The sequence below is a fragment of the Curtobacterium sp. MCLR17_043 genome, from assembly GCF_003224215.1.
In the GTDB taxonomy this organism is placed as follows: Bacteria; Actinomycetota; Actinomycetes; order Actinomycetales; family Microbacteriaceae; genus Curtobacterium; species Curtobacterium flaccumfaciens.
The window spans coordinates 299228-322095 of the sequence record NZ_QKLH01000001.1 but is presented as its reverse complement, the minus strand read 5'-3'; the positions used below and the strand labels follow the sequence as shown (position 1 = coordinate 322095).

The following is a 22868-nucleotide window of genomic DNA, read 5'->3' as shown; positions in this document are numbered from 1 at the left end:
GTGCGCTGCTCCGTCCGATTCCCGCCAGTCGACGTCGGCGGCGCATGTCAGGCTGAGCCCATGACCAGCCCGGACACCGACGCGCAGCCCGACGCGCTGCACGCCGAACGGCACCGCGCCGTCGCCTCCCGCGACGCGCGCTTCGACGGCCAGTTCGTCACCGCCGTGCACTCCACCGGCATCTACTGCCGGCCCAGCTGCCCGGCCCGCACGCCGAGGGTCTCGGGTGTCACCTTCTATCGCACGAGCGCCGCAGCGCACCTGGCCGGCTTCCGCGCCTGCAAGCGCTGCCTGCCCGAGGCGACCCCCGGCAGCCCCGAGTGGGACCTGCGCGAAGACGTCGCCGGCCGGGCGATGCGGCTCGTCCTCGACGGTGTCGTCGAACGCGACGGCGTCCCCGGGCTCGCCGCGCGCGTGGGCTACTCGGAGCGGCAGCTGAACCGCATCATGACGGCCGAGCTGGGCGCCGGGCCGAAGGCGCTGAGCCGGGCGCACCGGGCGCAGACCGCGCGGACCCTGCTCACCTCGTCCGACCTGACCGTCGCCGACGTCGCGTTCGCCGCGGGGTTCGCCAGCGTCCGACAGTTCAACGACACCGTGCGCGAGGTCTTCGCCGTCACCCCGACCGAACTCCGCGCACGCCGGTCCGGGGGAGTCGACGGTGCCTCAGGCGGCGGTGACGGCGGACTCCACGTCCACTTGCCGGCCCGTGCCCCCTTCGACGCGCAGGGCCTGCTCGACTGGCACGCGCTGCACGCCCTGCCGGGCACGGAGCAGGTGGACACCGACCCCGTCGGTCGGGTCGCGTCGTACGGGCGGCTGGTCGACCTGCCTGGAGGCCCGGGCTGGTTCAGCGCGGCGGCCGCCGTCCCCGACGCGGCCGGGCGGGGCACCGGCATCGACCTGCGCGTGCGGGTGACCGACCTCTCCGACCTGCCGGCACTCGTGGCGCGTGTCCGCGCACTGTTCGACCTCGACGCCGACCCGGTCGCCGTCGATGCGGTCCTCGGAGCCGTGCCCGAGCTCGCCGGACCCGTCGCACGGGTGCCCGGTCTCCGACTCCCCGGCGCGGTGGACGCGCACGAGATCGTGTTCCGCACCCTGATCGGGCAGCAGGTCTCGGTGGCCGCGGCGCGCACCGCGCAGACCCGGCTCGTGGCCGCACTCGGAGCGACGGTGCCGGACGCCATCCGGGCCGCCGGGCTGCTGTTCCCGTCAGCGGCGGTGATCGCCGAACGCGGGCACGAGGTCCTGCGTGGCCCGGCCGCCCGCGTCGACACGATCCTGCGGGTGGCCGCCGCGCTCGCCGACGGGTCCCTGGTGGTGGACGGTGGGCAGTCCCTCGGCGACCTGCGCGACGGACTCCTCGCGGTGAAGGGCATCGGGCCGTGGACCGCCGACTACGTCGCGCTGCGGGTCCGGCACCACCCCGACATCTTCCTCCACAGCGACCTCGCCGTGCGGAACGGTGCACAGGAACTCGGGCTGCCCGGAACGGCGCGTGAGCTCTCCCTATGGTCGGAGCAGGTGGCCCCCTGGCGGAGCTACCTCACGATGCACTGCTGGCGACCGATCATCGACCGCGCGATGACCGCGACCGCCGGCGCCCGTGCAGCCCGTGCCCCCGAGGACCCCCGGAAGGACGACCGATGACCGACGCAACCATCCAGACCCTGGACACCCCCGACGGGCCGTTCACCGTGCTCGAGGACGCCGAGGGCAGGGTCCTCGCCTCCGGGTGGACCGACTCCGTCGAGCGGATCCTCGCCCGCCTGGCCGATCGCCACCGCCCCGACCGCGTGCTCGACGGCGTGGTCGCCTCGGCCGAGGCCGTGGACGCCTTCTACTCGGGCGAGGTCGAGCACGCCATGCAGGTACCGGTCCGGCAGTTCGGCACCGAGCTCTTCACCGAGGGGTGGCGCCAGCTCCGCCGGATCCCCGCCGGCGGCACTCTGACCTACACCGGGTTCGCGGCGGCGATGGGGCGGCCCGACGCGGTGCGGGCGGCGGCGAGCGTGTGCGCCCGGAACGCCCCGGCGCTCTTCGTCCCGTGCCACCGGGTGCTGCGCTCGGACGGCACGCTCGGGGGCTTCGCGTGGGGGCTCGACGTCAAGCGCTCCCTGCTCGAACGGGAGTCGGTCGGCACCACGGCACTCGTCTGACTTGTACAAAACGCTCTAGAATGTACAGGTGAGCGAAGTGTCGATCTCCGAAGCCCGTGGCCGTCTGGCGTCGATCATCGACGACGCCCGACACGAACCCGTCTACCTGACCCGGCGCAACAAGCGCGTCGCGGCCGTGGTCGACGCGGCCGTCCTCGACCGGTTGCTCGAGGCGGCGGAGGACCTGGACGACCTGAAGGCGGTGGAAGAGGCCCGACTCGAGAACGAGCGCATCGGCGGCGAGAACGTCAAGTGGGAGGACCTCAGGCGCGAACTCGGTCTGGGATGACCTACGACATCGAGTTCGAGCCGAGTGCGGGGCGTGCCATCCGCAAACTGCCGCCACATGCCCGACGACTCGTCGAAGGGGTTCTCGCGATCCTGGCTGACGAGCCACGTCCACCCGCGGCTCGTCGACTCGTCAACAGCCCGGAATGGCGTGTCCGGGTCGGTGACTACCGCGTGATCTACCTGATCGACGACGGGCGGCTCGTGGTCGTCGTCGTGCGCGCCGGGCACCGGCGCGAGGTCTACCGGGGTCGCTGAGGCGTCAGGCGATCGCGCCGCGCAGGCTGTCCACGTGCAGCTCGACGAGCGCCAGGACCCGCTCGGGCGCCCGCGCCGCGGGATCCCACGTGTGCTCGACCGCCAGCCCGTCGATCAGCGCGTGCAGCCGGTCGGCTTCGTCGGTCAGGTCGCGACCGTCGCCGAAGCCGCCGTCCTCGCGCAGGATCTCCAGCGCCCGGGTGCACACCCGGCGGACCCCGTCGTTCAGGCGTCGGGCACTCGCAGCCAGGTGGTCGTCGGTGCGCGCGAGCACGCCGAGCTGCACCTGCGCCAGGATCTCGGTCGTGCGCTCGGCATCGAGCGGCAGCACCTGGGCGAGGACGTCCAGTGCGAGCGCACGACCCGTCGAACGCAGAGCGGCGAGCCGAGCGGTGACCCGTTCCTCGATGATCGTCAGGCAGTGCTCGCGCAGGGCGTCCTGCGTGGGGAACACGCGGCGGAGTGATGCCGGAGCGATGCCGGCCTCGTCCGCGACGTTCCGCACCGACAGTGCGCTCAGGCCGTCCCGCTCCAGGATCCGCAGGCAGGCCGCGGCCACCAGGGATCCCCGTTCCTCGAGGTCGACACGGCGGGGCACCGGGTCAGCCTACGGCTGGCTCGATGCTCCGGCCGGGTCCGCGGCTGCGGTGGTGACTCGGCGCGGCCAGATCGTGTAACTGATCGCCCACAGCAGTTCGATGCCCAGGACCACCCCGAGCAGTGCGACCGTGCCCTGCAGCTCGTCCGTGCGCTCCGGGTCGCCGACGACGAGGACGAGCGCACCGATGATCCCGCCGGCGATCAGCACGGCGAGCCCGGTCCGCAGCACGTCGCCCCAGCACCGGGCCGTGTACCGCCGTCCACTCAGGCGTTCCGGTGCGGGACCCCCGGCGAACCGGTGCGTGAACCGGACGTCCGCCCACGCGATCATCCGGTGCCCGTACGCGACCGAGAAGCCGATGTATATCGCCGCGAGTCCGTGGTGCCACGACGCGGTTCCGCCACCGAGCAGGTCGACCGCGACGACCGCGAGCAGCACGAGGTCGATCACGGGTGCCGCGACGAGCATCGCCGCACCCGTGCGCGGCCGTCGCAGCAGGTACCGGGTGGTCAGGCCGCCGAGGATCGCGACCCAGAAGGCGATCTCGCAGGCGACGATGGCGATGAGTGTCATGGTTCCCCGTGGCGGTGGCGGTGTTCGTTTGAGTACAGGTGTACTCAAACAGCATGGCACGGCGACCCCCACGGTGTCGAGCGACCGGGTTCTGCCCCTGGAAGCGGGGGGAGACACGGACTCCCACGCCTGCGACACTCGGAGGACCGGTAATCCGCACGGTCCCCTCCGAGGCCCGACGCATCGCCGTCGACAGCTCGCAAAGGACCCCATGCTCCCTCCAGTCGACCGAACGGTCGTCTCCTCCGACGGCACCACCATCGCCGTCTCCGAGGCAGGGGACGGGCCGGCGGTCGTCGTCGTGGGCGGTGCCTTCGACCACCGGGGGACCCCGTACCTCGACCGTGTGGTCGCCGAGCTCGGCTCGACCCACCGCGTGGTGACCTACGACCGCCGTGGCCGTGGTGCCAGCGGTGACTCCGCGACGTGGGCGATCGAGCGCGAGGTCGACGACCTGCGCGCCGTCGTCGAGAGCATCGGCGCACCGACCACCGCCGTCGGCATCTGCGTCGGCGCCGGCGTCGTCCTGCACGGGCTCGCCACCGGACTGCCCGTCGACGGTGCCGTCCTGTGGGAACCGCCGTACCGCGCCTCGGTCGACCCGCACGCCGACGACGTCGTGTTCGCCGACCTGCTCGACGAACACGTCGGTGCCGGCCGCCGGGCCCAGGCCGTCCGCGGGTTCCTCACCCAGGTGCTCGGGGTCCCGATGGGCCAGGTCACGGCCCTGCGGCTCAAGGGGTCGCTCTGGCGCTCCCTGGTGGTCGACGCCCACGTGCTGAGCCGCGAGGTCCGGGTGCTCAACGGCCTCGCCGTGCCGGAGCGGGTCGCCGCCGCGGTCGGCGTACCGGTGCTCGTCGGCGCCGGTGGCGACGGACTCGAGTGGATGCGACGAGCCGCCCGCGCCCTCGTCGACGCGGTGCCCGGTTCCGAGTACGCCGAGGTGCCCGGGCAGGGACACGTCCCCGCCCCGGCGGCCCTCGGAGCCCTGATCGACCGCGTCCGGAGCCGGATCGTCTCGCCCAGCAGCTGACTGCGAGAGGATGGGCGGGTGAACGCACCCCGCCTCGGTCTCCTGCTCGACGTCGACGGGCCCATCGCCAGCCCGGTCTCCCGCACCATCGCGATCCCGAGCATCGTCGCGGACCTCGTCGCGCTCGCCGCCGAGGGCATCCCGATCGTCTTCAACACCGGCCGCAGCGACGCCTTCATCCGCTCCGAGGTCGTCGGTCCGCTGCTCGCCGGGGGCCTCGCCGAGGGTGGCCGCGTCCACGCCGTCTGCGAGAAGGGTGCCGTGTGGTGCTCGATCGGTCCGCAGTACGACGGCGGCATGGGCGAGCTGACGGTCGCCGAGGACCTCGCGCTGCCGCGGGACTACGCCGACGAGATGCGCGAGCTGGTCCGCGACGAGTACGCCGACCTGGTGTTCTTCGACGAGACGAAGCGCGCCATGGTGTCGATCGAGCAGCGCGTCGAGGTGCCGAACGCCACCTACCTGGCCCGCCAGCCGGAGTTCGACGCGAAGGCCATGGCCGCACTCGAGCGTCGCGGGCTCGGTGTCCGCCGACTCGACGACGTCCGGCCCGATGCCGACGGCGCCGTGCAGTGGCGCATCGACCCGACGATCATCTCGACCGACGTCGAGTCCGACCGCAGCGGCAAGGACCTGGGTGCCGAACGCTCGCTCGAGCTCCTCGGGCAGGACGGCGAGCTCCCGGTCACCTGGCGCACCGTGGGGGACTCCCGCAGCGACTACGCCATGGCGGACTGGCTGCACGCCCACGGCCACGAGGTCGCGCACGTCGACGTCCGTCCCGCCGACGGGGTGCCGGCCACGCCGTACCCGGTGCTCACCGCGCCCGACGGCGTGATCCACGACGAGGCCGGAGCCCGGTTCCTGGCGGACTGGCGCGCCGGCCGCTGACGCGAGCACACCCGCATCCCGCTGACGCGGCCACAACCGCGCCCCGCTGACGCAACCGCAGCCCTGGACGCACCCGTCGGCCGGCCGAGCGCTGCGCGCCGGACCGCCACCGCGCCTCCCGGCCGTCACCGGACCGGCCCACCGTCCGGCCGGACGCTTTGCGTGACACAGTGGTACACCAGTACCCTTCCGAGGTCCGCCGCCAGCCGATGACGGGATCCACCCCATGGCAACGAAGCTCCGCATCAAGTCGATCGAGGCCTCCCTGGCCGACTCCGAGGAGCAGGGCAGGTCCCTGAAACGCTCCCTGAAGACGTTCGACATCGCCGCGATGGGGATCGCGGTCGCCGTCGGCGCCGGCATCTTCTCGGTCGGCGCGAACGCCGCCGCGAACTTCGCCGGGCCCGGCGTCATCATCTCCTTCCTGCTCGCCGCCGTCACCTGCGGCCTGGCGATCATGTGCTACGCCGAGTTCGCGTCGACGATCCCCGTCGCCGGCTCCGCGTACACGTTCACCTACGCCACGATGGGTGAGCTGCTCGCCTGGATCGTGGGCTGGGACCTCATCCTCGAGACCCTCACGGCCAGCGCCGTGATCGCGAAGTACTGGGGCATCTACCTCAGCGAAGCGTTCAAGGTGTTCGGCGTCGACCTGCCCAGCACGATCCAGCTCGGTCCGATCCCGTTCACCTGGGGGCCGGTGCTCATCGTCGGGATCTTCACGGTGCTCCTCGCCTTCGGCACCCGCCTGTCGTCGCGGGTGTCGGCGGTCATCACGGTCATCAAGGTCGCGATCGTCGTGTTCGTCATCGTCGCCGGTGCGTTCTTCGTCAAGGCCGCGAACTTCACCCCGTTCATCCCGCCGGCCGAGCCCGCCAAGGGTGCCGAGGGCAGCGTCTGGACGCAGTCCCTCGTGTCGTGGTTCACCGGTGCGGAGCCCGCCCAGTACGGCGTCTTCGGCCTGCTCGCCGCGGCGTCCCTGGTGTTCTTCGCCTTCATCGGGTTCGACGTCGTCGCCACCAGTGCCGAGGAGACCGAGAACCCGCAGAAGACGCTGCCCCGCGGCATCTTCATCGGCCTCGGCATCGTGACCCTGCTCTACGTCGGCGTCAGCATCGTCATCACCGGCATGGTCTCGTACCAGCGCCTGGCCGAGGAGGACACACCGTCCCTGGCGTCGGCGTTCAACATCGTCGGGCTGCCGTGGGCCGCCGGCATCATCGCAATCGGCTCCCTGATCGGGCTGACCACCGTCGTCATGGTGCTGCTGCTCGGGCTGTCCCGCATCGTCTTCTCGATGAGCCGCGACGGCCTGCTGCCCCGCTGGTTCTCGAAGACCAACCCGAAGACGCAGACCCCGGTGCGCGTGCAGGTCGTCGCCGGTGTCGTCGTGGCGCTGCTGGCAGGGTTCACGGCGGTCGACAAGCTCGAGGGCATGATCAACATCGGCACGCTGTCCGCGTTCGTCCTGGTGTCGATCGGCATCGTCGTGCTGCGTCGTTCGCGCCCCGACGCCCCGCGGGCCTTCCGGGTGCCGTGGTCGCCCGTGCTGCCGATCATCTCGGCGGTGCTGTGCTTCTGGCTGATGCTGAACCTCGAGGTCGAGACCTGGCTCCGGTTCGTCGTCTGGCTGGCCATCGGCTTCGTCATCTACTTCGGCTACAGCCGTCGGCACAGCCGCGTCGGCCAGCGCATGCAGTAGGGCGGTTCCGCCTCGCCGGAACCAGGTTCCGGACACAGCACCACGCGGTCGCGTGGTGCTGTGTCCGTTTCGCGGTGCGCCACGCGCCGCCGCTACGCGCCGACGAGCAGCAGCACGCCGAACGCGAGCATCACGACGGCGACCAGGCCGTCGAACACCCGCCAGGTCAGCGGCTTCTCGAACAGCGGTCGCAGCAGGCGGCCGCCGAACCCGAGCGCACCGAACCACAGGCAGCTCGCTGCGACGGCACCGATCGTCCAGAGCCACCGGTCGTCCGCACCCTGCTGGTTCGCCACCGACCCGAGGAACACCAGCGTGTCCAGGTAGACGTGCGGGTTCGCCCACGTGAAGACGAGCATGGTCAGCACGGCCGTCCGCATGGTCACCACCTGGCCGGGAGGCGCGGTGCGCGTCCGCCCCGCCGCCACCGTCGTTCCGGTGGTCGCGTCCACCCCCGCGCCCGCGTCCGTGCTGGCGCCCACCACACCGTCGTCGGCCGCCTCGTCGGCGACCCGCATCGCGTCCCCTGAGGGCCGCAGCGCACGCCGCGCCGCGAGCACCCCGTACGTGAGCAGGAACGCGGCACCGATGAACCGGATCACCAGGAGCGCCACGGGGAACCGCTCGACCACGGCGCCGATCCCGAGCACCCCGGCGACGATGAGCAGCGCATCCGAGACCGCGCACACCACGACCGCCGCGGCCACCACCCGGAGTCCTGCGCTGACCGCGAGCCGGAGCAGGTACGTGTTCTGCACACCGATCGCGACGATCAGTGCGAGGCCGGTGCCGAGGCCGGAGAGCAGGGGCAGGAGCGAGGTCACGATCCGACGCTAGGGCCGGGTGCCGGTGTAGTACAGCTCACGTTCCTGCAGCCCCGTAAGCTCAGCTGCATGACCCGGTTCCAGCGCGAGCACCTCGAGACGCTGCTCGCCGCCGTCGACCACGGCACGCTCGACGCGGCGGCCCGTGCGCTGGCGATCACCCCGTCGGCGGTCTCGCAGCGGATCAAGTCCATGGAGCAGCAGGTCGGCCGGGTCCTGCTCCAGCGCACCACCCCGGTGCGCCCGACCGCGGACGGCGCAGTCGTGCTCCGGCACGCACGGCAGGTCCGGCTGCTCGACGAGGAGACCTCCCGAGCGCTCGGCGGTGGATCGTCGGTGGTGCCGTCGATCCCGCTGGCCGTGAACGCCGACTCGCTCGGCACGTGGTTCCTCGACGCCCTCGCCCTCGTGCGGGCCGACACCGAGGTGGTCTTCGACCTGCACCGCGAGGACCAGGACCGCACCGCCGAACTGCTCCGCGCCGGCACGGTGATGGGCGCCGTGACGGCCGAGGCGGATCCGGTGCAGGGCTGCTCGTCGGTGCCGCTCGGGATCGACCGATACCGGGCGGTGGCGTCCCCGGCGTTCGTCGCCCGCTACCTCGGCGACACCGGCACCGAGCGGCGGATGCTCCGGCGGCTCGACGAGGTCCCGCTCGTCGACTACGACCGCGACGACGACCTGCAGCAGGGGTACCTGCGACAGGTCCTCGGCCACGCTCCGGGCGGCCCGCGCCACTTCGTCCCGACCTCCGCCGACTTCGCCCGTGCGGTCACGCTCGGGTTCGGGTGGGGACTGCTGCCCGAGGCGCAGTGCCTCGAGGCGATCGACAGCGGTGTCCTGGTCGAGCTGGCCCCGGGTCGGCACGCCGACGTGGCGCTGTGGTGGCAGCGCTGGAACCTGGCGTCACCCCTGCTCGAACGGGTCACCGACGCCGTCCGTGCGACCGCGTCGTCGCGACTGCACCCCGCACGACAGCGTCAAGACTGACAGCGCGGACACCAGTACGTGTCGCGCAGGGTGAGTTCCGAGTCGCCGAGTTCGCCGTGCCGGATCGGGGTCCCGCACCGCAGACACGGCTTGCCGGCACGGCCGTAGACCCAGAACCGTCGCCCGGGGCGGTCGACGCCGGTCGTGACGCGGGCGCTGCGGTCGCGGTTCGCCAGGATCAGCCGGCTCGCGAGCGTGATCGTCCGCGCCGGGTCCGGCACCTGGCCGACCGGACGCGTCGGCAGCACGCCGCGCAGGAAGCAGAGTTCGTTCCGGTACACGTTGCCGAGCCCGGCGAGCACCCGCTGGTCGAGCAGTGCCAGCCCGACCGGGCGCTCGGGGTCCTCGGTCAGGTTGGCGAACGCCAGGTCGGCGTCCCAGTCGGGGCCGAGCAGGTCCGGCCCCAGGTGTCCGACGACCTCGGACTCCTGGTCGCGCGGCACGACCTCGAGCACCCCGAGGGCGAAGCCGACGGTGGAGACCCCCTCGGCGTCCAGGATCACCCGGGCCTGGTGCGCAGGTCGACGCCAGCGGTCACCGGGCGCGTAGACGTCCCACCGGCCCTCCATCTTCAGGTGCGAGTGCACGGTCAGGTCGCCGATGCGGTGCAGCAGGTGCTTGCCGCGGGGGACGACCTCGTCGACGGTGCGGCCGACCAGGTCGAGCGTCGCGAACGCGGGGACGCGGAAGTCGCTCTTCGTCAGCACCTTGCCCGCCAGTGCGGTGTGCAGGCGGCGGGCAGCCCGGTAGACGGTGTCGCCTTCAGGCACGGGTCACCTCCGACGGGTGCGCGCGCGCAGTCCCGATGGCACGGGTCACCTCCGGCACGTGGTCGCTGCACTGCCGGGAGGCGCGGCTCGCCTCACACACGGAGCCGCAGCCCCTGCGGGGTCGCCGTGAACCCCGCGGCCCGGAGCGCGCCGCCGAGCGGCGTCTCGAGCACGAAGTCCCCGTCGACCCGCTCGACCGAGAGCTTCCGCAGCCCGGTCCGGACGATGCCGGCGATCGAGGCGGCCGCGGCAGCGAGGTCGGCGGCGTCGTCGGTGAAGGTCAGCACCGACTTGCCACCGCGCTCCACGTACACGGTGAGCTTGCCGTCGACGGTCGTGACGAGGGCACCCGCCTTGCGCCCGGGCCGGTGGCCCCGAGCGGTCTTCGCGCCGCTGCCGACCGCGGTCTCAGGCGGGGCGGCTCCGCCGTCGTCGGCCACGAGACCGGGGTCGGCGTCGCCCGTCGGCCACGGCAGCGAGGCCCCGAACGGGTTCGCCGGGTCGGTCGCGGCGAGTGTGAGCGCCTCGCGCTTCCGGTCCGGGTCGTCCCGCTCGTCGTCGCCGAGTTCGCGGGCGTAGGTGCGCAGCCGGTCGACGGTCGGGCCGGTGGCGAACTGCGCCGCGCCGAGCCCCTCGACGAAGTACCCGCGACGAGCCCGGCCGGACTCCTCGAACCGCGAGAGCACCCGGTACACCCCGGCGAATCCGCCGCGGACACCTTCGACCTGCACGGCACCGCGGGTGACGACGCCGTAGCGTTCGAGCAGCTGTTCGGCGGTCGCGGCGGCCCGCACGGTCGAGTCGGACTCGGCCAGCGGCAGGAGCGACCAACGACCCCCGACGGACGGCGGCCCGGACTGCGTCGGCATCGTCGGACGCCGACGGCCGCGGTAGGCCCGAGCCCGCGGAGCACTCGAGCTCTTCGCCTTGCCGCCGAGCATCGAGCGCAGCGGGGCGAACGTGTCGTTCGTGATCTGCCCGGCCCACACCAGGTCCCACAGTGCGGTGGTGAGCGCCTGGTCGTCGCTGCTGCCCACGGCCTGCCCCAGCTGCCGGAAGAAGTACGCGCCGCCGCCGGCCAGGGCGCCGAGCACGTCCCGCTGCAGCTCCGTCGTCTCGTCCCCGGAGGGCTCGGCGAGCGTCGTCGCCGCGGTGTCGGCCAGGTGCAGGCGCACCCAGCCGTCGTTGCCGGGCAGGGTGCCCCCGCCGGACCACAGGACCTCGCCGGTGGCGGTGAGTTCGTCGAGCATGCTCGTCGAGTAGTCCGTGACGCGCGACGGCAGCACGAGGGTCTCCCAGGCGCTGGCGGGCAGGGCGACCCCGGCGAGCTGGTCGATCACCTGCAGGACGCCGTCGACGCCACGGAGCCCGCCGCGGGTCCCGGGGGTCTGCACGTGCTGCCAGGCGGGCAGGAACCGGGCGAGGGTGTCCGGCGAGACCGGTTCGACCTCGTGCCGCAGGGCTGCCAGGGACTTCGTGCGGATCCGTCGCAGGACCTCGGCGTCGCACCACTCGGCACCCTGGCGGTCTGGGCGGAACTCGCCCTCCACCACCCGGCGGTCGGCGACGAGCCGGCGCAGGGTGTCCTGCACGACGGCGATGCCCAGCCCGAGGCGACCCGCGGCCTCCTGCGCGGAGAACGGCCCGTGCGACCGGGCGTAGCGGCCGATCAGGTCACCGAGGGGGTCGGCCACGGGTTCGACGAACGCCGTGGGCACACCGATCGGCAGCGGGACCCCGAGGGCGTCGCGCAGGCGGGCGGCGTCCTCGATCACGGCCCAGCGCGTCGCGCCGGCGTGCGAGAACGAGAGCACCCGGCGGTCCCGCTCCAGCACCTGGAGCGTGCTCCGCAGTTCGGCGGTGGCCGCTGGACGGTCGGCGGTGTCGGCGAGCCAGCTCCGGTCGACCGCTTCGTCGAGGTCGAGCGCGCCGACGAGCCGCAGCACGTCCACGAGTCCTTCGGCGTCACGGGCACGGCGGTCCGGCGACAGCCGCTGCAGGTCGCGCTCCACCGAGGTGATGACCGCCGGGTCGAGCAGCTCGCGCAGCTCCGCGCGGCCGAGCAGCTCGCCGAGCAGGGTCGAGTCGAGCGACAGGGCCGCTGCCCGGCGTTCTGCGAGCGGGGTGTCGCCCTCGTACATGAAGGCCGCGACGTACCCGAACAGGATCGACCGGGCGAACGGCGACGGCTGTTCGGTCTCCGTCTCGACCAGGCGGATCCGACGTCCGGCGATGTCGTCGGCGATCCCGAGCAGTGCGGGCACGTCGTAGACGTCCTGCAGCACCTCGCGCACGGTCTCGAGCACGATCGGGAACGTCGGGTACTTCTGCGCGACCTCGAGCAGTTGCGAGGCCCGCTGCCGCTGCTGCCAGAGCGGCGACCGCTGCCCGGGGTTCCGACGGGGCAGCAGCAGGGCGCGCGCCGCACACTCACGGAACCGCGCGGCGAACAGCGCCGAGCCGCCGACCTCGTCGGTGACCAGGGCCTCGAGGTCGTCGCGCTCGAACACGAACAGGTCGGCACCCGGCGGCTCGGCGTCGGTCTCCGGGATGCGGACGACGATGCCGTCGTCGGCCGCCATCGCGTCACCGTCGATGCCGTGCCGCTCGCGCAGCCGTGCGGCGACGGCCAGGGCCCACGGCGCGTGCACCTGCATGCCGTAGGGCGAGTGCAGGATGAGCCGCCAGTCCCCGAGCTCGTCGCGGAACCGCTCGATGACGAGCGTGGTGTCGTTCGGCACGTGACCGGTGGCCGCGCGCTGGTCGCGCAGGAAGGTCAGCAGGTTGGTGATCGCGCGCTCGTCCAGTCCACCGGCGGCGACGCGGGCGCGGGCGTCGTCGTCCGAGGCGCCCTCGACCTCGCGGACGAACGCACCGGTCGCACGGCCGAGCTCGGCGGGCCGGCCGATGCCGTCGCCCTTCCAGAACGGCACGCGTCCGGGCTGCCCGAACGCCGGGCTCACGACGACGCGGTCGTGGGTGATCTCCTCGATCCGCCAGCTCGTCGCACCGAGGGCGAAGACGTCGCCCACGCGCGACTCGTAGACCATCTCCTCGTCGAGCTCGCCGACGCGGGACGCCTTCTCGCCGACCATGAAGACGCCGAACATGCCGCGGTCGGGGATCGTCCCGCCGCTCGTCACCGCGAGTCGCTGCGCACCGGGGCGCCCGGTCAGGGTGCCGTGCACGCGGTCCCAGACCAGCCGTGGCCGGAGTTCGGCGAACTCGTCGCTCGGGTACCGGCCCGTGACCAGGTCGAGGGTCGCCTCGAACGCCGACCGGGGCAGGCCGCTGAACGGGGCGCTCCGCCGCACGAGCTCGAACCAGTGCTCGACGTCGAGGGTGTCGATCGCCCCGGCCGCCACGGTGTGCTGCGCCAGGACGTCGAGCGGGTTCGCCGGCACCGAGATCGACTCGATCTGGCCCGTGACCATCCGCTCGACCGTGACCGCGCTGTTGACCAGGTCGGCCCGGTGCTTCGGGAACAGCACGCCTCGGGAGATCTCGCCCACCTGGTGTCCGGCACGACCGACGCGCTGCAGGCCGCTCGCGACCGAGGGCGGCGCCTCGACCTGGACGACCAGGTCGACCTCGCCCATGTCGATGCCGAGCTCGAGTGAACTCGTCGCGACGACGCACCGCAGCCGACCGGACTTCAGGTCGTCCTCGATGATCGCGCGCTGGTCCTTCGACACCGAGCCGTGGTGCGCGCGGGCGAGCACCGGGACCGAGGCGTCCGAGCCCCCTCCACCCGTCTGCCCGGACCCGCCGATCAGCTGCGCCGGCGGGCGCTTGGCCCCCTGGGGTGCGACGGCGTGCGCCGAGGTGCGGGCCGGTGACTGCGGGCGGTCCCGCGCCACCGGGAGGCCGTCGTCGTCCGGGGACGCCCCCGCCGGCACCAGCACGCCGTCACCGGCGGCGGCGAGCACGCGTTCCTCGTGGATCTCGTTGAGCCGCGCCGTGAGCCGTTCGGCCAGCCGTCGCGAGTTCGCGAACACGATGGTCGAGCGGTGTTCCTCGATCAGGTCGACGACACGTTCTTCGACGTGCGGCCAGATCGACCCGTTCGTCGGCGACTCGGACGCGTCCGCACCGACCGGCGGCGCCCCGAGCTCGGTCATGTCGTCGACGGGCACGACGACCCGCAGGTCGAAGGTCTTCTGCGCGGGCGGCGCGATGATCGTCACCGGGGCGCGGCCGCCGAGGAACCGCGCGACCTCTTCCGGCGGGCGGACGGTCGCGGACAACCCGATGCGCTGCACGGGCTTGTCGAGCAGGTCGTCGAGGCGCTCGAGGGACACGGCCAGGTGTGCGCCGCGCTTGGTCGAGGCGACCGCGTGGACCTCGTCCACGATGACGGTGTCGACGTTCACCAGGGTCTCGCGCGCCTGCGAGGTGAGCATCAGGTAGAGCGACTCGGGCGTGGTGATGAGGATGTCCGGCGGCTGGCGCAGGAGCTTCTGGCGGTCGGACGACGGGGTGTCACCGCTGCGCACCCCGACCGTGACGTCCGGCGGCTCGGTGCCGAGGCGCCGAGCGGTCTGGGTGATGCCGACGAGCGGGCTCCGGAGGTTGCGCTCGACGTCGACGCCGAGGGCCTTGAGCGGCGAGACGTAGAGCACCCGCGTGCGCTGCTTCGCCGGTGGGCGGTCCGTCGCGCTGATGAGCCGGTCGATCGACCACAGGAACGACGCCAGGGTCTTGCCGGAGCCGGTCGGGGCGATCACGAGTGCGTGCTGCCCGGTCGAGATCGCATCCCACGCCCCGGCCTGCGCGGGCGTCGGTGCGTCGAAGGCGCCGCGGAACCACTCGGTGGTCGCGGGGGAGAAGCGCTCGAAGACGTCCGTCATGGTCCGTCCCATCCTGCCCGCCACCACCGACAGCAGGCCGAGCGCACGTTCCCCTTGACAGAGCGATAGTTACCGATCTATCGTAAACACATCGCGATACGACGAAGACGATCAGGTCAGACCGATCGCGAGCCGACTCAGCACGACGAAAGGACTCCTCATGCGCCCCTCGTATGACGACAACAGCAACACGTCCCCCCGCGACCAGCGCGGGTTCGGCCCGCGCGGCCCCCGCTTCGGCGGCGCGCGGCAGCACCACGGCGCCGGCTTCCCCGGCCGTGACCGCGGTGGCCACGACCACGGCGGCCGCGGCTTCGGTGGCCGCGGGTTCGGCCCTGGCTTCGGCCCGGGCATGGGCTTCGGCCCCGGTTTCGGCGGGCCCGGCTTCGGCCGCGAACGCCGTCGCCGCGGTGACGTCCGCCTCGCGATCCTCGGTCTGCTGGCCGAGGGCCCGCAGAACGGGTACGCCGTGATCAAGACCATCGCCGAGCGCACCGGCGGCGCCTGGAAGCCGAGCCCCGGCTCGGTCTACCCGACGCTCCAGCAGCTCGTCGACGAAGACCTCGTGGTCTCGTCGGGCGACGGCCGCAAGACGCTCTTCGAGCTCACCGACGCCGGCAAGGCCGAGACCGAGGCCAAGGCCGACGAGATCGCTGCTGCACTCGACGGGGCACCGGGCATCCCGGACGCCCAGCGCGAGTTCTTCGAGGCGCTCCGGAAGACCATGGGCGTCCTGCAGATGTACCGCAGCACCGCGACCGAGGAACAGGCCAAGGCCGCCACGGCCAAGGTGGACCAGCTCCGCAAGGACCTGCTCCAGATCCTCGCCGACTGACGGACGTCACCCATGACGGACAGGAGGCCCGGTGCCAGCTGGCACCGGGCCTCCTGTCCGTCCGCACATCGTGAGCAGCTGTGGTCGGGTCCGCACGTCGGACCCGACCGTTCGTGCTCACGAAGCGCGCTCCGCAGCGCTACCCCGCGCCGACGAAGGCGGCCACGTCCGCCAGCTCCGCCGTCGACACGGCGTGCGGCAGGCCCGCGTAGGTGCGGTCGGTCACGTCGGTGTGCGCTGCGGCCCACACCTGCGTCCGGGCGGTGGCCTCGGGCGGGATCACCGGGTCGAGGTCACCGTGCCCGAGGAACACCCGAGGTCGCACGGCCGACACGGCCTCGTCGCGGGAGTCCGTGACGCCCGGCACGACGAAGCCCGACAGCGACACCGCGAACGCGAACGCCGCGGGCCGGGCGCGCAGGAGCTGGAGCGCCATCGAGCCGCCCTGCGAGAACCCGAGCAGCCCGATCCGCGGGTGATCGGCGGCGACGGAGTCGATCCAGTCGAGCACCTCGGCGGTCGCGGCGTCCACCGCCTCGGGCGCTGGGGAGCCGGGCGTGCCGAGCGGGTACCAGCTGAAGCCGGGCCCCCACGGCATCGGTGCCCGGAGCGACGCGACCGTCCACGCGGGCGGCAGCGCGGGGGCGAGGCCGAGCAGGTCGTGCTCGTTCGACCCGACCCCGTGCATCGCCACGAGCAGGGGTGTGCCCCGCCGGTCGGAGGTACTCCGGGTCCACTGCACCAGGTCCGCATCGATCATGTGGACAACGCTAACCATCCCCAACTCCCGCGCCTTCCGCCGAACTCGCCGCCGTCCCTGGTAGACACGGTGCATGTCCTCGCTGCGCACCCCCGATCCCGACTCCGGCTGGCTGTCCGACGAGGAGCTCGCGAACGTCCGCCGTCGTCTGCCGATCTGCTACGTCGAGGCGGTCCCTGTCCGCACCGACGGCCTCGGCGTCGTGACCGAGGTCGGCGTGCTGCTGCGGGTCTCCCCGAGCGGTTCGATCGCCCGCACCCTGGTGTCCGGCCGTGTGATGTTCGGCGAGTCGATCCGCACCGCGCTGTTCCGTCACCTCGAGAAGGACCTCGGGCCGATGGCGTTCCCGCAGCTGCCCTCGAGCCCGACGCCGTTCACCGTGGCCGAGTACTTCCCGCTGCCCGGCGCCTCGGTGTACACCGACGAGCGGCAGCACGCGATCTCGCTGGCGTACGTCGTCCCCGTCACGGGGACGTGCGAGCCCCGGCAGGACGCCCTCGAGCTCACGTGGATGACCCCGATGGAAGCCGCGTCCGACGCCGTCGCCGACGAGATGGAAGGCGGCCGTGGCGCACTGCTGCGGGCTGGTCTGGCATCGGTCGGCGCCCTCCACTAGTCCGACCGGGGCGTCCGCGCCCGGCGCACGACGAAGCCCCCGGATCCGATGGGATCCGGGGGCTTCGCAGCGCGGTTGCGAACCGGCTTCAGTGCTTGTCGTCCTTGAAGCTGTCGGCGACGCCGTGCGCGGCGTCCTTGACGTCGGTGACGCCCTGCTTCGCCGAGGCCTTGCCCTGGTCGGTCTGGCCTTCGGCCTTCAAGCGGTCGTTACCGGTCGCGTTGCCGGCGGCTTCCTTGACCTTGCCTGCCGCCTTCTCAGCGGCGTTCTTGATGTCATCGATGCCAGCCATAGGCACTCCTTCCAGAAGCGGACGTGTTCCCCGTCAGCCGCTTGCGCGGCATCCGGTGAAGCAGACCGTACGCCCGGTGGAGTACCCCACCCCCAGCCCCCGCCAAGGTTCGCCAGCACACTCACGCAAAACACCGGTGTTCACGGATCACACCCCGGGATGCGGGGGTTCGAAACGTGAACACCGGTGTCGTGCGGGCATCGACGCGCTCAGGCCGAGCGGGTCAGAGCGCGCAGGTCAGTGGCGGTCGGCAGCGCCGGCCGGACGGGAGGCGCGGCGCGAGCCACCACGACGGTTGCCGCCCGACTCGTTGCCGGACCGACCCGCGGCGTAGCCGCCCTCGGACGACCAGACGGCCGACGAGCCGCCGCGCACGACGTCGCTGCTGCCTGAGCGACGGTTGCCGCCGCTGCGGCGACCACCGGTCGAACCGGCGGCCGCGGCACCGGAGCGCCCGGCGCCCTCGGTCCGTGCGCCACGGGCCGGACGGCCCTGACGGCCCCCGGCCGAAGCGGCGGACTCGCCAGCCGAGCCGGAACGCGCGGGCTGCGCCGCGCCTCCTGACCGACCGCCGCGACCACGGCGACGACCGCCGCCGTCACCGGCGGACTCGGCCGAGCGCTGCTTGGGCTGACGCTGCTGGGTGGGCTGCTCCTCGGCCACGTGGCGGATCGGAGCGACCTCGCCGACGAGCGCGGTGACGGCCGGCGAGGTCGCCGAGACGTGCTGCGGGGTGACCTTGATCGCGGCTGCACGCATCATCTGCGCGACGTCGCGACGCTCGGCGGGCATGGTCACCGTGACGACGTCACCGGACGAACCGGCACGCGCCGTGCGGCCCGAGCGGTGCAGGTACGCCTTGTGCTCGGTGGGCGGGTCGACGTGCACGACGAGCTCGACGTTGTCGACGTGCACACCGCGGGCGGCGACGTCGGTGGCGACGAGCACGAGGGCCTCACCGGAGGAGAACTTCGCGAGGTTGCGCTCACGGGCGCCCTGCGACAGGTTGCCCTGCAGGTCGACGGCCGGGATCCCCTGGCTGCTGAGCTGCTTGGCGAGGCGCTTGGCGTGGTGCTTCGTGCGCATGAAGAGGATGCGGCGACCGTTGCCCGAGGCGAGGGCGCTCACGAGGTGCTTCTTCGCGTCGGCGTCGGCGACCTCGAACAGGTGGTGGGTCATCGCCTCGACGGGGCTGTTGGCCTCGTCGACGGAGTGCATCACCGGGTTGTGCAGGAACTTCTTGACGAGCTTGTCCACGCCGTTGTCGAGCGTGGCGGAGAACAGCAGTCGCTGCCCGTTCTCCGGCGTCGCCTGCATGATCTTGGTCACGCCGGGCAGGAAGCCCATGTCGGCCATGTGGTCGGCCTCGTCGAGGACGGTGACCTCGATGTCGCCCAGGTTCACGTGACCCTGCTGCATGAGGTCGGCGAGGCGACCCGGGCAGGCGACCACGACGTCGACGCCGCCGCGCAGGGCGTCGACCTGACGACCCTGACCGACGCCACCGAAGATGGTCGTGGTGTTGAGGCCCATGGCCTTGGCCAGCGGGGCGAGGGCGACGTCGATCTGCGTCGCGAGCTCACGCGTCGGTGCGAGCACCAGGGCGCGGGGGCGGCCGGCGCGGCGCTTGCGGCCGCTGGCGGCGAGGCGGGCGACGAGCGGGATCGCGAAGGCGATGGTCTTGCCGGAGCCGGTGCGGCCGCGGCCGAGGACGTCCTTGCCCTGCAGGGAGTCCGGGAGGGTGTCCGCCTGGATGGGGAACGCCATGTCCTTGCCCTGGTCGGCGAGGACGGAGACCATCGGCGCGGGGACGCCGAGGTCGGAGAAACGGATGTCTTCGGTGGTCATGGTGACCTTTCGAGCCGGAGCAGTCCGGCTGTGGGCGCGCTCTGAGGCAGCGCGCGGGCGGGATGCGCGCCAACGGATGTGGCTGGCGCAGTCGCCGCAGCAGAGAAGCCTGGGCACCTTCGTGAGGTGCTCGATCATCGACCAGAGTCCGGAGACAGGTGGTCGGGAGTTCGGGGCGTCCGTACGACGCACGAGGCGATCGGCGCCTCGAGTACGACCAGCATAGCGTGCACATCCCCGGAACAGCGAGGGCGGGGTCGTTCGCCGTGCGCGTGCGAGGATTCCGGGGTGCGCATGCGATCCGTCCTGTTGACCACCGCGATGGCCGTGGTGGCCGTCCTCGGCACGGCCGGCTGCGCCGAGGCCGCCACGACCAGCGCGGCCGCGAGCTACCGCAACCTGCCGACCTCGGGTCGGGTGGACTACCAGCTCGGCGGCGGGTACACCCCGCCCTCCGGCGTGACGATCGTCGAGCGCGACAGCACCGACCGCCCGGCGAAGGGCAAGTACAACATCTGCTACGTCAACGGGTTCCAGACGCAGCCCGAGGCCGCCCGCACGTGGAAGAAGTCGTACCCGTCGGCGATCCTCCGCGACCGCGCAGGCAAGCCGGTCTCGGACCCGGGGTGGCCGGACGAGATGCTCCTCGACACCCGGACCGCGGCCAAGCGTGCCCTGATCACGAAGGTGCTCGCGAAGACCGTCGCCCGCTGCGGTGAACGCGGGTTCGACGCGGTGGAGTTCGACAACCTCGACTCGTGGACCCGGAGCGGCAAGCGGCTCACCCGTGCCGGCAACCTGGCGCTCGCGAAGTCGCTCGTCGCCAAGGGGCACCGGCACGGCCTGGCCGTCGGGCAGAAGAACACGCCGCAGCTCGGGGCGTCCGGCCGGAAGCAGACCGGGTTCGACTTCGTCGTCGCCGAGGAGTGCGTGCAGTACCGGGAGTGCGCCGCGTACACGAAGGCCTACGGCGGGCGGGTCATCGACGTGGAGTACTCGGACACCCTCGAGCGCTCGTGGGGTTCGGTGTGCGGGCTGAAGAGCCGTCCGGCCATGACGATCCTGCGCGACCGCGACCTGGTGACCCCGAAGGACGACGCGTACGTGTACGAGCACTGCTGAGCGTTCGGGACGTTCCTTCCCAGAACGTTTGCGATGCCTGGTCGAATCGGGCGTACCGGGTCAGAACTTCCGACCGGGTACGCCCGGAACGACCGGGTACGCCCGGAACGACCGGGTACGCCCGGAAGCGCCAGCCCCGCCAGCCCCGCCAGCCCCGCCAGCCCCGCGCCCGCTACGCCGTCCAGGCCTCCCGCAACGCGGTGGCGGCCTGGTCGGCCGACAGCCCCGCCGAGCGTGCTGCGGCGGCCAGGGCGCGAGCGGCCTCGGCCACGGCGTCCGGTACCTCCGCCGGTCGCACCACCCGGGTACCGGCGCCCCGTGCGGTGTGCACGAGCCCGGCCTCCTCGAGTAGCTGGTAGGCCTTCGCGACGGTGCCCGCGGCGAGCCCGAGCTCGTCCGCCAGCCCACGGACGCTCGGCAGCCGTTCGCCGTCCACCAGGTACCCGGCGGTGATCTGCGCGGCGATCTGCGATCGGACCTGCTCGAACGGCGGCACGCGGCCACCGACGTCGAGGGCGACGAGTCCTGTCATGCGTTCCACCCTAGAAGTCGTACTGCTCGCCGACGGGGATCGGGACCGGCACGGTGTTGCCCGGGGGCGCGAGCGGGCACGCCCACGCCGGGTCGTACGCGCACGACGGGTTGTAGGCGAAGTTGAAGTCGAGCACGAGCGACCCGAGGTCGTCGCCGCCCAGGTCCGAGCCCTTGATGGTGTCGAGCAGGTAGCGCCCGCCACCGTAGGTGCCGCGGGCCTTGCCGGCGCTGGCGTCCTTGACCGGGACGAACACCCCGCCCGCGTAGCCGCCGTGCTTCCAGACGTCGAGGGTGCCGACACCGGGGACCCGCACGAGTCCGAGCCGGTCGAAGTGGACGACGCCGTCGGTGCCGGTCTCGAAGTCGAACTCGGCGGGCTCCGTGGCCTCGATCCGCACCTGGAACCGCCACGCCGGGTCGTAGTCCGGCACCGGCAGGGACTCGAAGTCGCGGGCGTCCTCGTCGAGCAGCGGCGAGGCGGGGTGCTCCGCGAACATCGCGTCACGGGTCTCGCGCCAGAGTGCGTGCGCCGTCTGGGGGTCCGGGGTGGCGCGGACGCGGCGGTACAGGTCGAACGTCATCCGCCGCCAATCCGTCGTCGCCAGCGTGCTGCGCACGCGGTCGTCGGTCGTCGGCTCCTGGGGGCGCGTCTGGCTCACGTGGTCGAGGCTACGCCCGCTCCGCGGTGGACGGGAGGCCCGACCCGCGTCACGTCACTCGCCGTCGGTCCGCCAGGTGGGCGCGAGGGCGCGCATCCGGAACGCCCGCCACTGCCAGATGACCCACATGCCGGGCCACAGGGCGAGCCCGAGGACGGCCGGTCGCATCCGGTAGGTCAGGCGGTCGAGCAGCAGGGTCCGGCCACCCGGTGCGGGGACGACGGCCATCCGGTGCGACATCGTCATCCGCCCGAACAACCCGGACGTGCCGCCGCCGTTGTCGCGCTGCACGGGGACTCCCCGGACCTCGTACAGGTCGAGGTCGACGTGCGTGTCGCCGCTCGGCACCAGTCCGAAGGCGTCCGCGGTGATCGGGTGCGGGTGCCCCGGCTCCCAGCGCTCCGGGAACCCCTGGGGATCACGCGAGCGGTACGCCAGGAACGGTTTCGTCACCGCCACCATCACGGACGGTGACAGCAGAGCATCGCGCACGGCCTCGACCGGCGCGTCGAGGACGATCCGGAGGCCGACGTGCATGGCGGTGACGCTACGCCCGCGGGCTGGACGGCGCGCCGTGGCACGCTGGACGACGACGCAGGCGAGACGCCTCAGGCGTGCCGGGCCGACCGGCGGCGGGACCCCTCGGCGCGGTCGTGCCGCCGGAGCCGCTCGGCCAGCGAGAGCCGCACGGCCGGCCACTCCGACGCGATCACCGAGAACACCACGGTGTCGCGCAGCGTGCCGTCACGGCCGATCGCATGGTTCCGGAGCACGCCGTCCTGCTTGGCGCCGAGGCCCGCGATGGCCGCCCGGGACTGCAGGTTGTGCCAGTGGGTGCGGAACTCGACCGCGATGCACTGCCAGGCCTCGAACGCGTGCGACAGCATGAGCAGCTTCGACTCGGTGTTGATCCCCGAGCGCTGCGCGGACCGGGCCAGGAACGTGCTGCCGATCTCGACGTGGCGGTTGCCCGGGTCGATGTTCATGAAGGTCGTCGCCCCCACCACCCGGCCGGTCGGGCGGTCCCGCACGGCGAAGGGCACCATGCGTCCGGCCTCGTGCTCGGCGAGCCGCCGGTCGATCTCGGCCTCGACCTGTGCCGGGGCGGGCACTGAGGTGTACCAGGTGCGCCACAGATCGCCGTCCGCGACCGCCGCCCGCAGGTCTTCCGCGTGCTCCTGCCCGAGGGGCTCGAGCGTCACACGGTCGCCGGTCAGGGTGGGTACGGGGGCGATCTCCATGACCATGCATCCTAGGGTT

The 22868-nt window shown here is 72.6% G+C and carries 23 protein-coding genes; 11 read left to right on the top strand and 12 right to left on the bottom strand.

Annotation, left to right across the window (positions count from 1 at the left end; genetic code table 11):
* Window positions 1-60: 60 nt before the first annotated feature.
* From DEJ03_RS01595 to DEJ03_RS01580, 4 genes are read left to right on the top strand one after another with little or no spacing between them, the layout of a single operon-like run.
* A complete protein-coding gene (locus DEJ03_RS01595) occupies window positions 61-1653 on the top strand; it encodes an AlkA N-terminal domain-containing protein (protein ID WP_110863251.1) in 1593 nt (530 codons plus the stop codon).
* Window positions 1650-2162, top strand: coding sequence for a methylated-DNA--[protein]-cysteine S-methyltransferase (locus DEJ03_RS01590; RefSeq protein WP_071245560.1), 513 nt, complete (start codon window positions 1650-1652; stop codon window positions 2160-2162). Before DEJ03_RS01595 ends, DEJ03_RS01590 begins: the two co-directional genes overlap by 4 nt.
* Before the next feature lie 28 nt (window positions 2163-2190).
* Window positions 2191-2451, top strand: coding sequence for a type II toxin-antitoxin system prevent-host-death family antitoxin (locus DEJ03_RS01585; protein ID WP_071250100.1), 261 nt, complete (start codon window positions 2191-2193; stop codon window positions 2449-2451).
* On the top strand, window positions 2448-2708 hold the full coding sequence (locus DEJ03_RS01580; protein ID WP_071250103.1) for a type II toxin-antitoxin system RelE/ParE family toxin: 261 nt from the start codon (window positions 2448-2450) through the stop codon (window positions 2706-2708). The genes DEJ03_RS01585 and DEJ03_RS01580 overlap by 4 nt, the downstream gene beginning before the upstream one ends.
* A 4-nt stretch (window positions 2709-2712) precedes the next feature.
* On the opposite strand, the gene DEJ03_RS01575 is transcribed toward DEJ03_RS01580, so the two are convergent.
* Both DEJ03_RS01575 and DEJ03_RS01570 read right to left on the bottom strand, forming a co-directional pair.
* Window positions 2713-3306 (bottom strand): TetR/AcrR family transcriptional regulator, encoded by a 594-nt coding sequence (locus DEJ03_RS01575; protein WP_110863250.1) that lies wholly within the window; start codon window positions 3304-3306, stop codon window positions 2713-2715.
* A 9-nt stretch (window positions 3307-3315) separates the two neighbouring features.
* Window positions 3316-3882, bottom strand: a complete 567-nt coding sequence (locus DEJ03_RS01570) for a hypothetical protein (protein WP_110863249.1) — start codon at window positions 3880-3882, stop codon at window positions 3316-3318.
* A 211-nt stretch (window positions 3883-4093) separates the two neighbouring features.
* On the opposite strand from DEJ03_RS01570, the gene DEJ03_RS01565 reads away from it, so the two are divergent.
* From DEJ03_RS01565 to DEJ03_RS01555, 3 genes are all read left to right on the top strand, one after another.
* Window positions 4094-4915, top strand: a complete 822-nt coding sequence (locus tag DEJ03_RS01565) for an alpha/beta fold hydrolase (protein WP_110863248.1) — start codon at window positions 4094-4096, stop codon at window positions 4913-4915.
* Window positions 4916-4933: 18 nt separating this feature from the next.
* Window positions 4934-5806 carry a hypothetical protein gene (locus DEJ03_RS01560; RefSeq protein ID WP_110859458.1) on the top strand — a complete coding sequence of 291 codons (873 nt, stop codon included), beginning with the start codon at window positions 4934-4936 and terminating at the stop codon, window positions 5804-5806.
* Window positions 5807-6032: 226 nt separating this feature from the next.
* The gene (locus tag DEJ03_RS01555; protein ID WP_110863247.1) at window positions 6033-7508 is read left to right on the top strand and encodes an APC family permease; all 1476 of its coding nucleotides are present in this window, start codon (window positions 6033-6035) and stop codon (window positions 7506-7508) included.
* Window positions 7509-7600: 92 nt separating this feature from the next.
* Here DEJ03_RS01555 and DEJ03_RS01550 read toward each other — a convergent pair whose 3' ends face one another.
* Window positions 7601-8332: a LysE/ArgO family amino acid transporter gene (locus DEJ03_RS01550; RefSeq protein ID WP_220034095.1), complete on the bottom strand. Its 732-nt coding sequence runs from the start codon at window positions 8330-8332 to the stop codon at window positions 7601-7603.
* A gap of 69 nt (window positions 8333-8401) precedes the next feature.
* On the opposite strand from DEJ03_RS01550, the gene DEJ03_RS01545 reads away from it, so the two are divergent.
* The gene (locus DEJ03_RS01545; RefSeq protein ID WP_110863245.1) at window positions 8402-9322 is read left to right on the top strand and encodes a LysR family transcriptional regulator ArgP; all 921 of its coding nucleotides are present in this window, start codon (window positions 8402-8404) and stop codon (window positions 9320-9322) included.
* Here the strand turns inward: DEJ03_RS01545 and DEJ03_RS01540 are convergent.
* Window positions 9313-10092 (bottom strand): Fpg/Nei family DNA glycosylase, encoded by a 780-nt coding sequence (locus DEJ03_RS01540; protein ID WP_110863244.1) that lies wholly within the window; start codon window positions 10090-10092, stop codon window positions 9313-9315. The genes DEJ03_RS01545 and DEJ03_RS01540 overlap by 10 nt on opposite strands.
* A 92-nt stretch (window positions 10093-10184) precedes the next feature.
* Window positions 10185-14942, bottom strand: coding sequence for a DEAD/DEAH box helicase (locus DEJ03_RS01535; protein WP_110863243.1), 4758 nt, complete (start codon window positions 14940-14942; stop codon window positions 10185-10187).
* A 160-nt stretch (window positions 14943-15102) separates the two neighbouring features.
* Between DEJ03_RS01535 and DEJ03_RS01530 the strand changes: the two genes are divergently transcribed.
* Window positions 15103-15777 carry a PadR family transcriptional regulator gene (locus DEJ03_RS01530; RefSeq protein ID WP_110863242.1) on the top strand — a complete coding sequence of 225 codons (675 nt, stop codon included), beginning with the start codon at window positions 15103-15105 and terminating at the stop codon, window positions 15775-15777.
* Between the two features lie 139 nt (window positions 15778-15916).
* Here the strand turns inward: DEJ03_RS01530 and DEJ03_RS01525 are convergent, their stop codons facing one another.
* Complete coding sequence (locus DEJ03_RS01525) at window positions 15917-16537, bottom strand: alpha/beta hydrolase (RefSeq protein ID WP_110863241.1); 621 nt, start codon at window positions 16535-16537, stop codon at window positions 15917-15919.
* 73 nt (window positions 16538-16610) lie between these two features.
* Here DEJ03_RS01525 and DEJ03_RS01520 point away from each other — a divergent pair, with 73 nt between their 5' ends.
* Entirely contained in the window at window positions 16611-17153 is a 543-nt protein-coding gene (locus DEJ03_RS01520; protein ID WP_071406188.1) for an NUDIX hydrolase family protein, read from the top strand.
* Window positions 17154-17241: 88 nt separating this feature from the next.
* Here the strand turns inward: DEJ03_RS01520 and DEJ03_RS01515 are convergent, their stop codons facing one another.
* Together DEJ03_RS01515 and DEJ03_RS01510 are read right to left on the bottom strand one after the other, a co-directional pair.
* Window positions 17242-17445 carry a CsbD family protein gene (locus DEJ03_RS01515; RefSeq protein ID WP_027466762.1) on the bottom strand — a complete coding sequence of 68 codons (204 nt, stop codon included), beginning with the start codon at window positions 17443-17445 and terminating at the stop codon, window positions 17242-17244.
* A 237-nt stretch (window positions 17446-17682) separates the two neighbouring features.
* Window positions 17683-19293 (bottom strand): DEAD/DEAH box helicase, encoded by a 1611-nt coding sequence (locus DEJ03_RS01510; RefSeq protein ID WP_110863240.1) that lies wholly within the window; start codon window positions 19291-19293, stop codon window positions 17683-17685.
* 294 nt (window positions 19294-19587) lie between these two features.
* On the opposite strand from DEJ03_RS01510, the gene DEJ03_RS01505 reads away from it, so the two are divergent.
* A complete protein-coding gene (locus DEJ03_RS01505; RefSeq protein ID WP_258370447.1) occupies window positions 19588-20415 on the top strand; it encodes an endo alpha-1,4 polygalactosaminidase in 828 nt (275 codons plus the stop codon).
* A gap of 172 nt (window positions 20416-20587) precedes the next feature.
* Here DEJ03_RS01505 and DEJ03_RS01500 read toward each other — a convergent pair whose 3' ends face one another.
* The 4 genes from DEJ03_RS01500 to DEJ03_RS01485 form a co-directional block, all read right to left on the bottom strand.
* Complete coding sequence (locus DEJ03_RS01500; protein WP_110863301.1) at window positions 20588-20947, bottom strand: GntR family transcriptional regulator; 360 nt, start codon at window positions 20945-20947, stop codon at window positions 20588-20590.
* 10 nt (window positions 20948-20957) lie between these two features.
* On the bottom strand, window positions 20958-21530 hold the full coding sequence (locus DEJ03_RS01495; RefSeq protein WP_051597091.1) for a DUF1684 domain-containing protein: 573 nt from the start codon (window positions 21528-21530) through the stop codon (window positions 20958-20960).
* Window positions 21531-21662: 132 nt separating this feature from the next.
* Window positions 21663-22145 carry a hypothetical protein gene (locus DEJ03_RS01490; RefSeq protein ID WP_110863238.1) on the bottom strand — a complete coding sequence of 161 codons (483 nt, stop codon included), beginning with the start codon at window positions 22143-22145 and terminating at the stop codon, window positions 21663-21665.
* 71 nt (window positions 22146-22216) lie between these two features.
* Window positions 22217-22855 carry a GNAT family N-acetyltransferase gene (locus DEJ03_RS01485; protein WP_071406184.1) on the bottom strand — a complete coding sequence of 213 codons (639 nt, stop codon included), beginning with the start codon at window positions 22853-22855 and terminating at the stop codon, window positions 22217-22219.
* Window positions 22856-22868 lie beyond the last annotated feature (13 nt).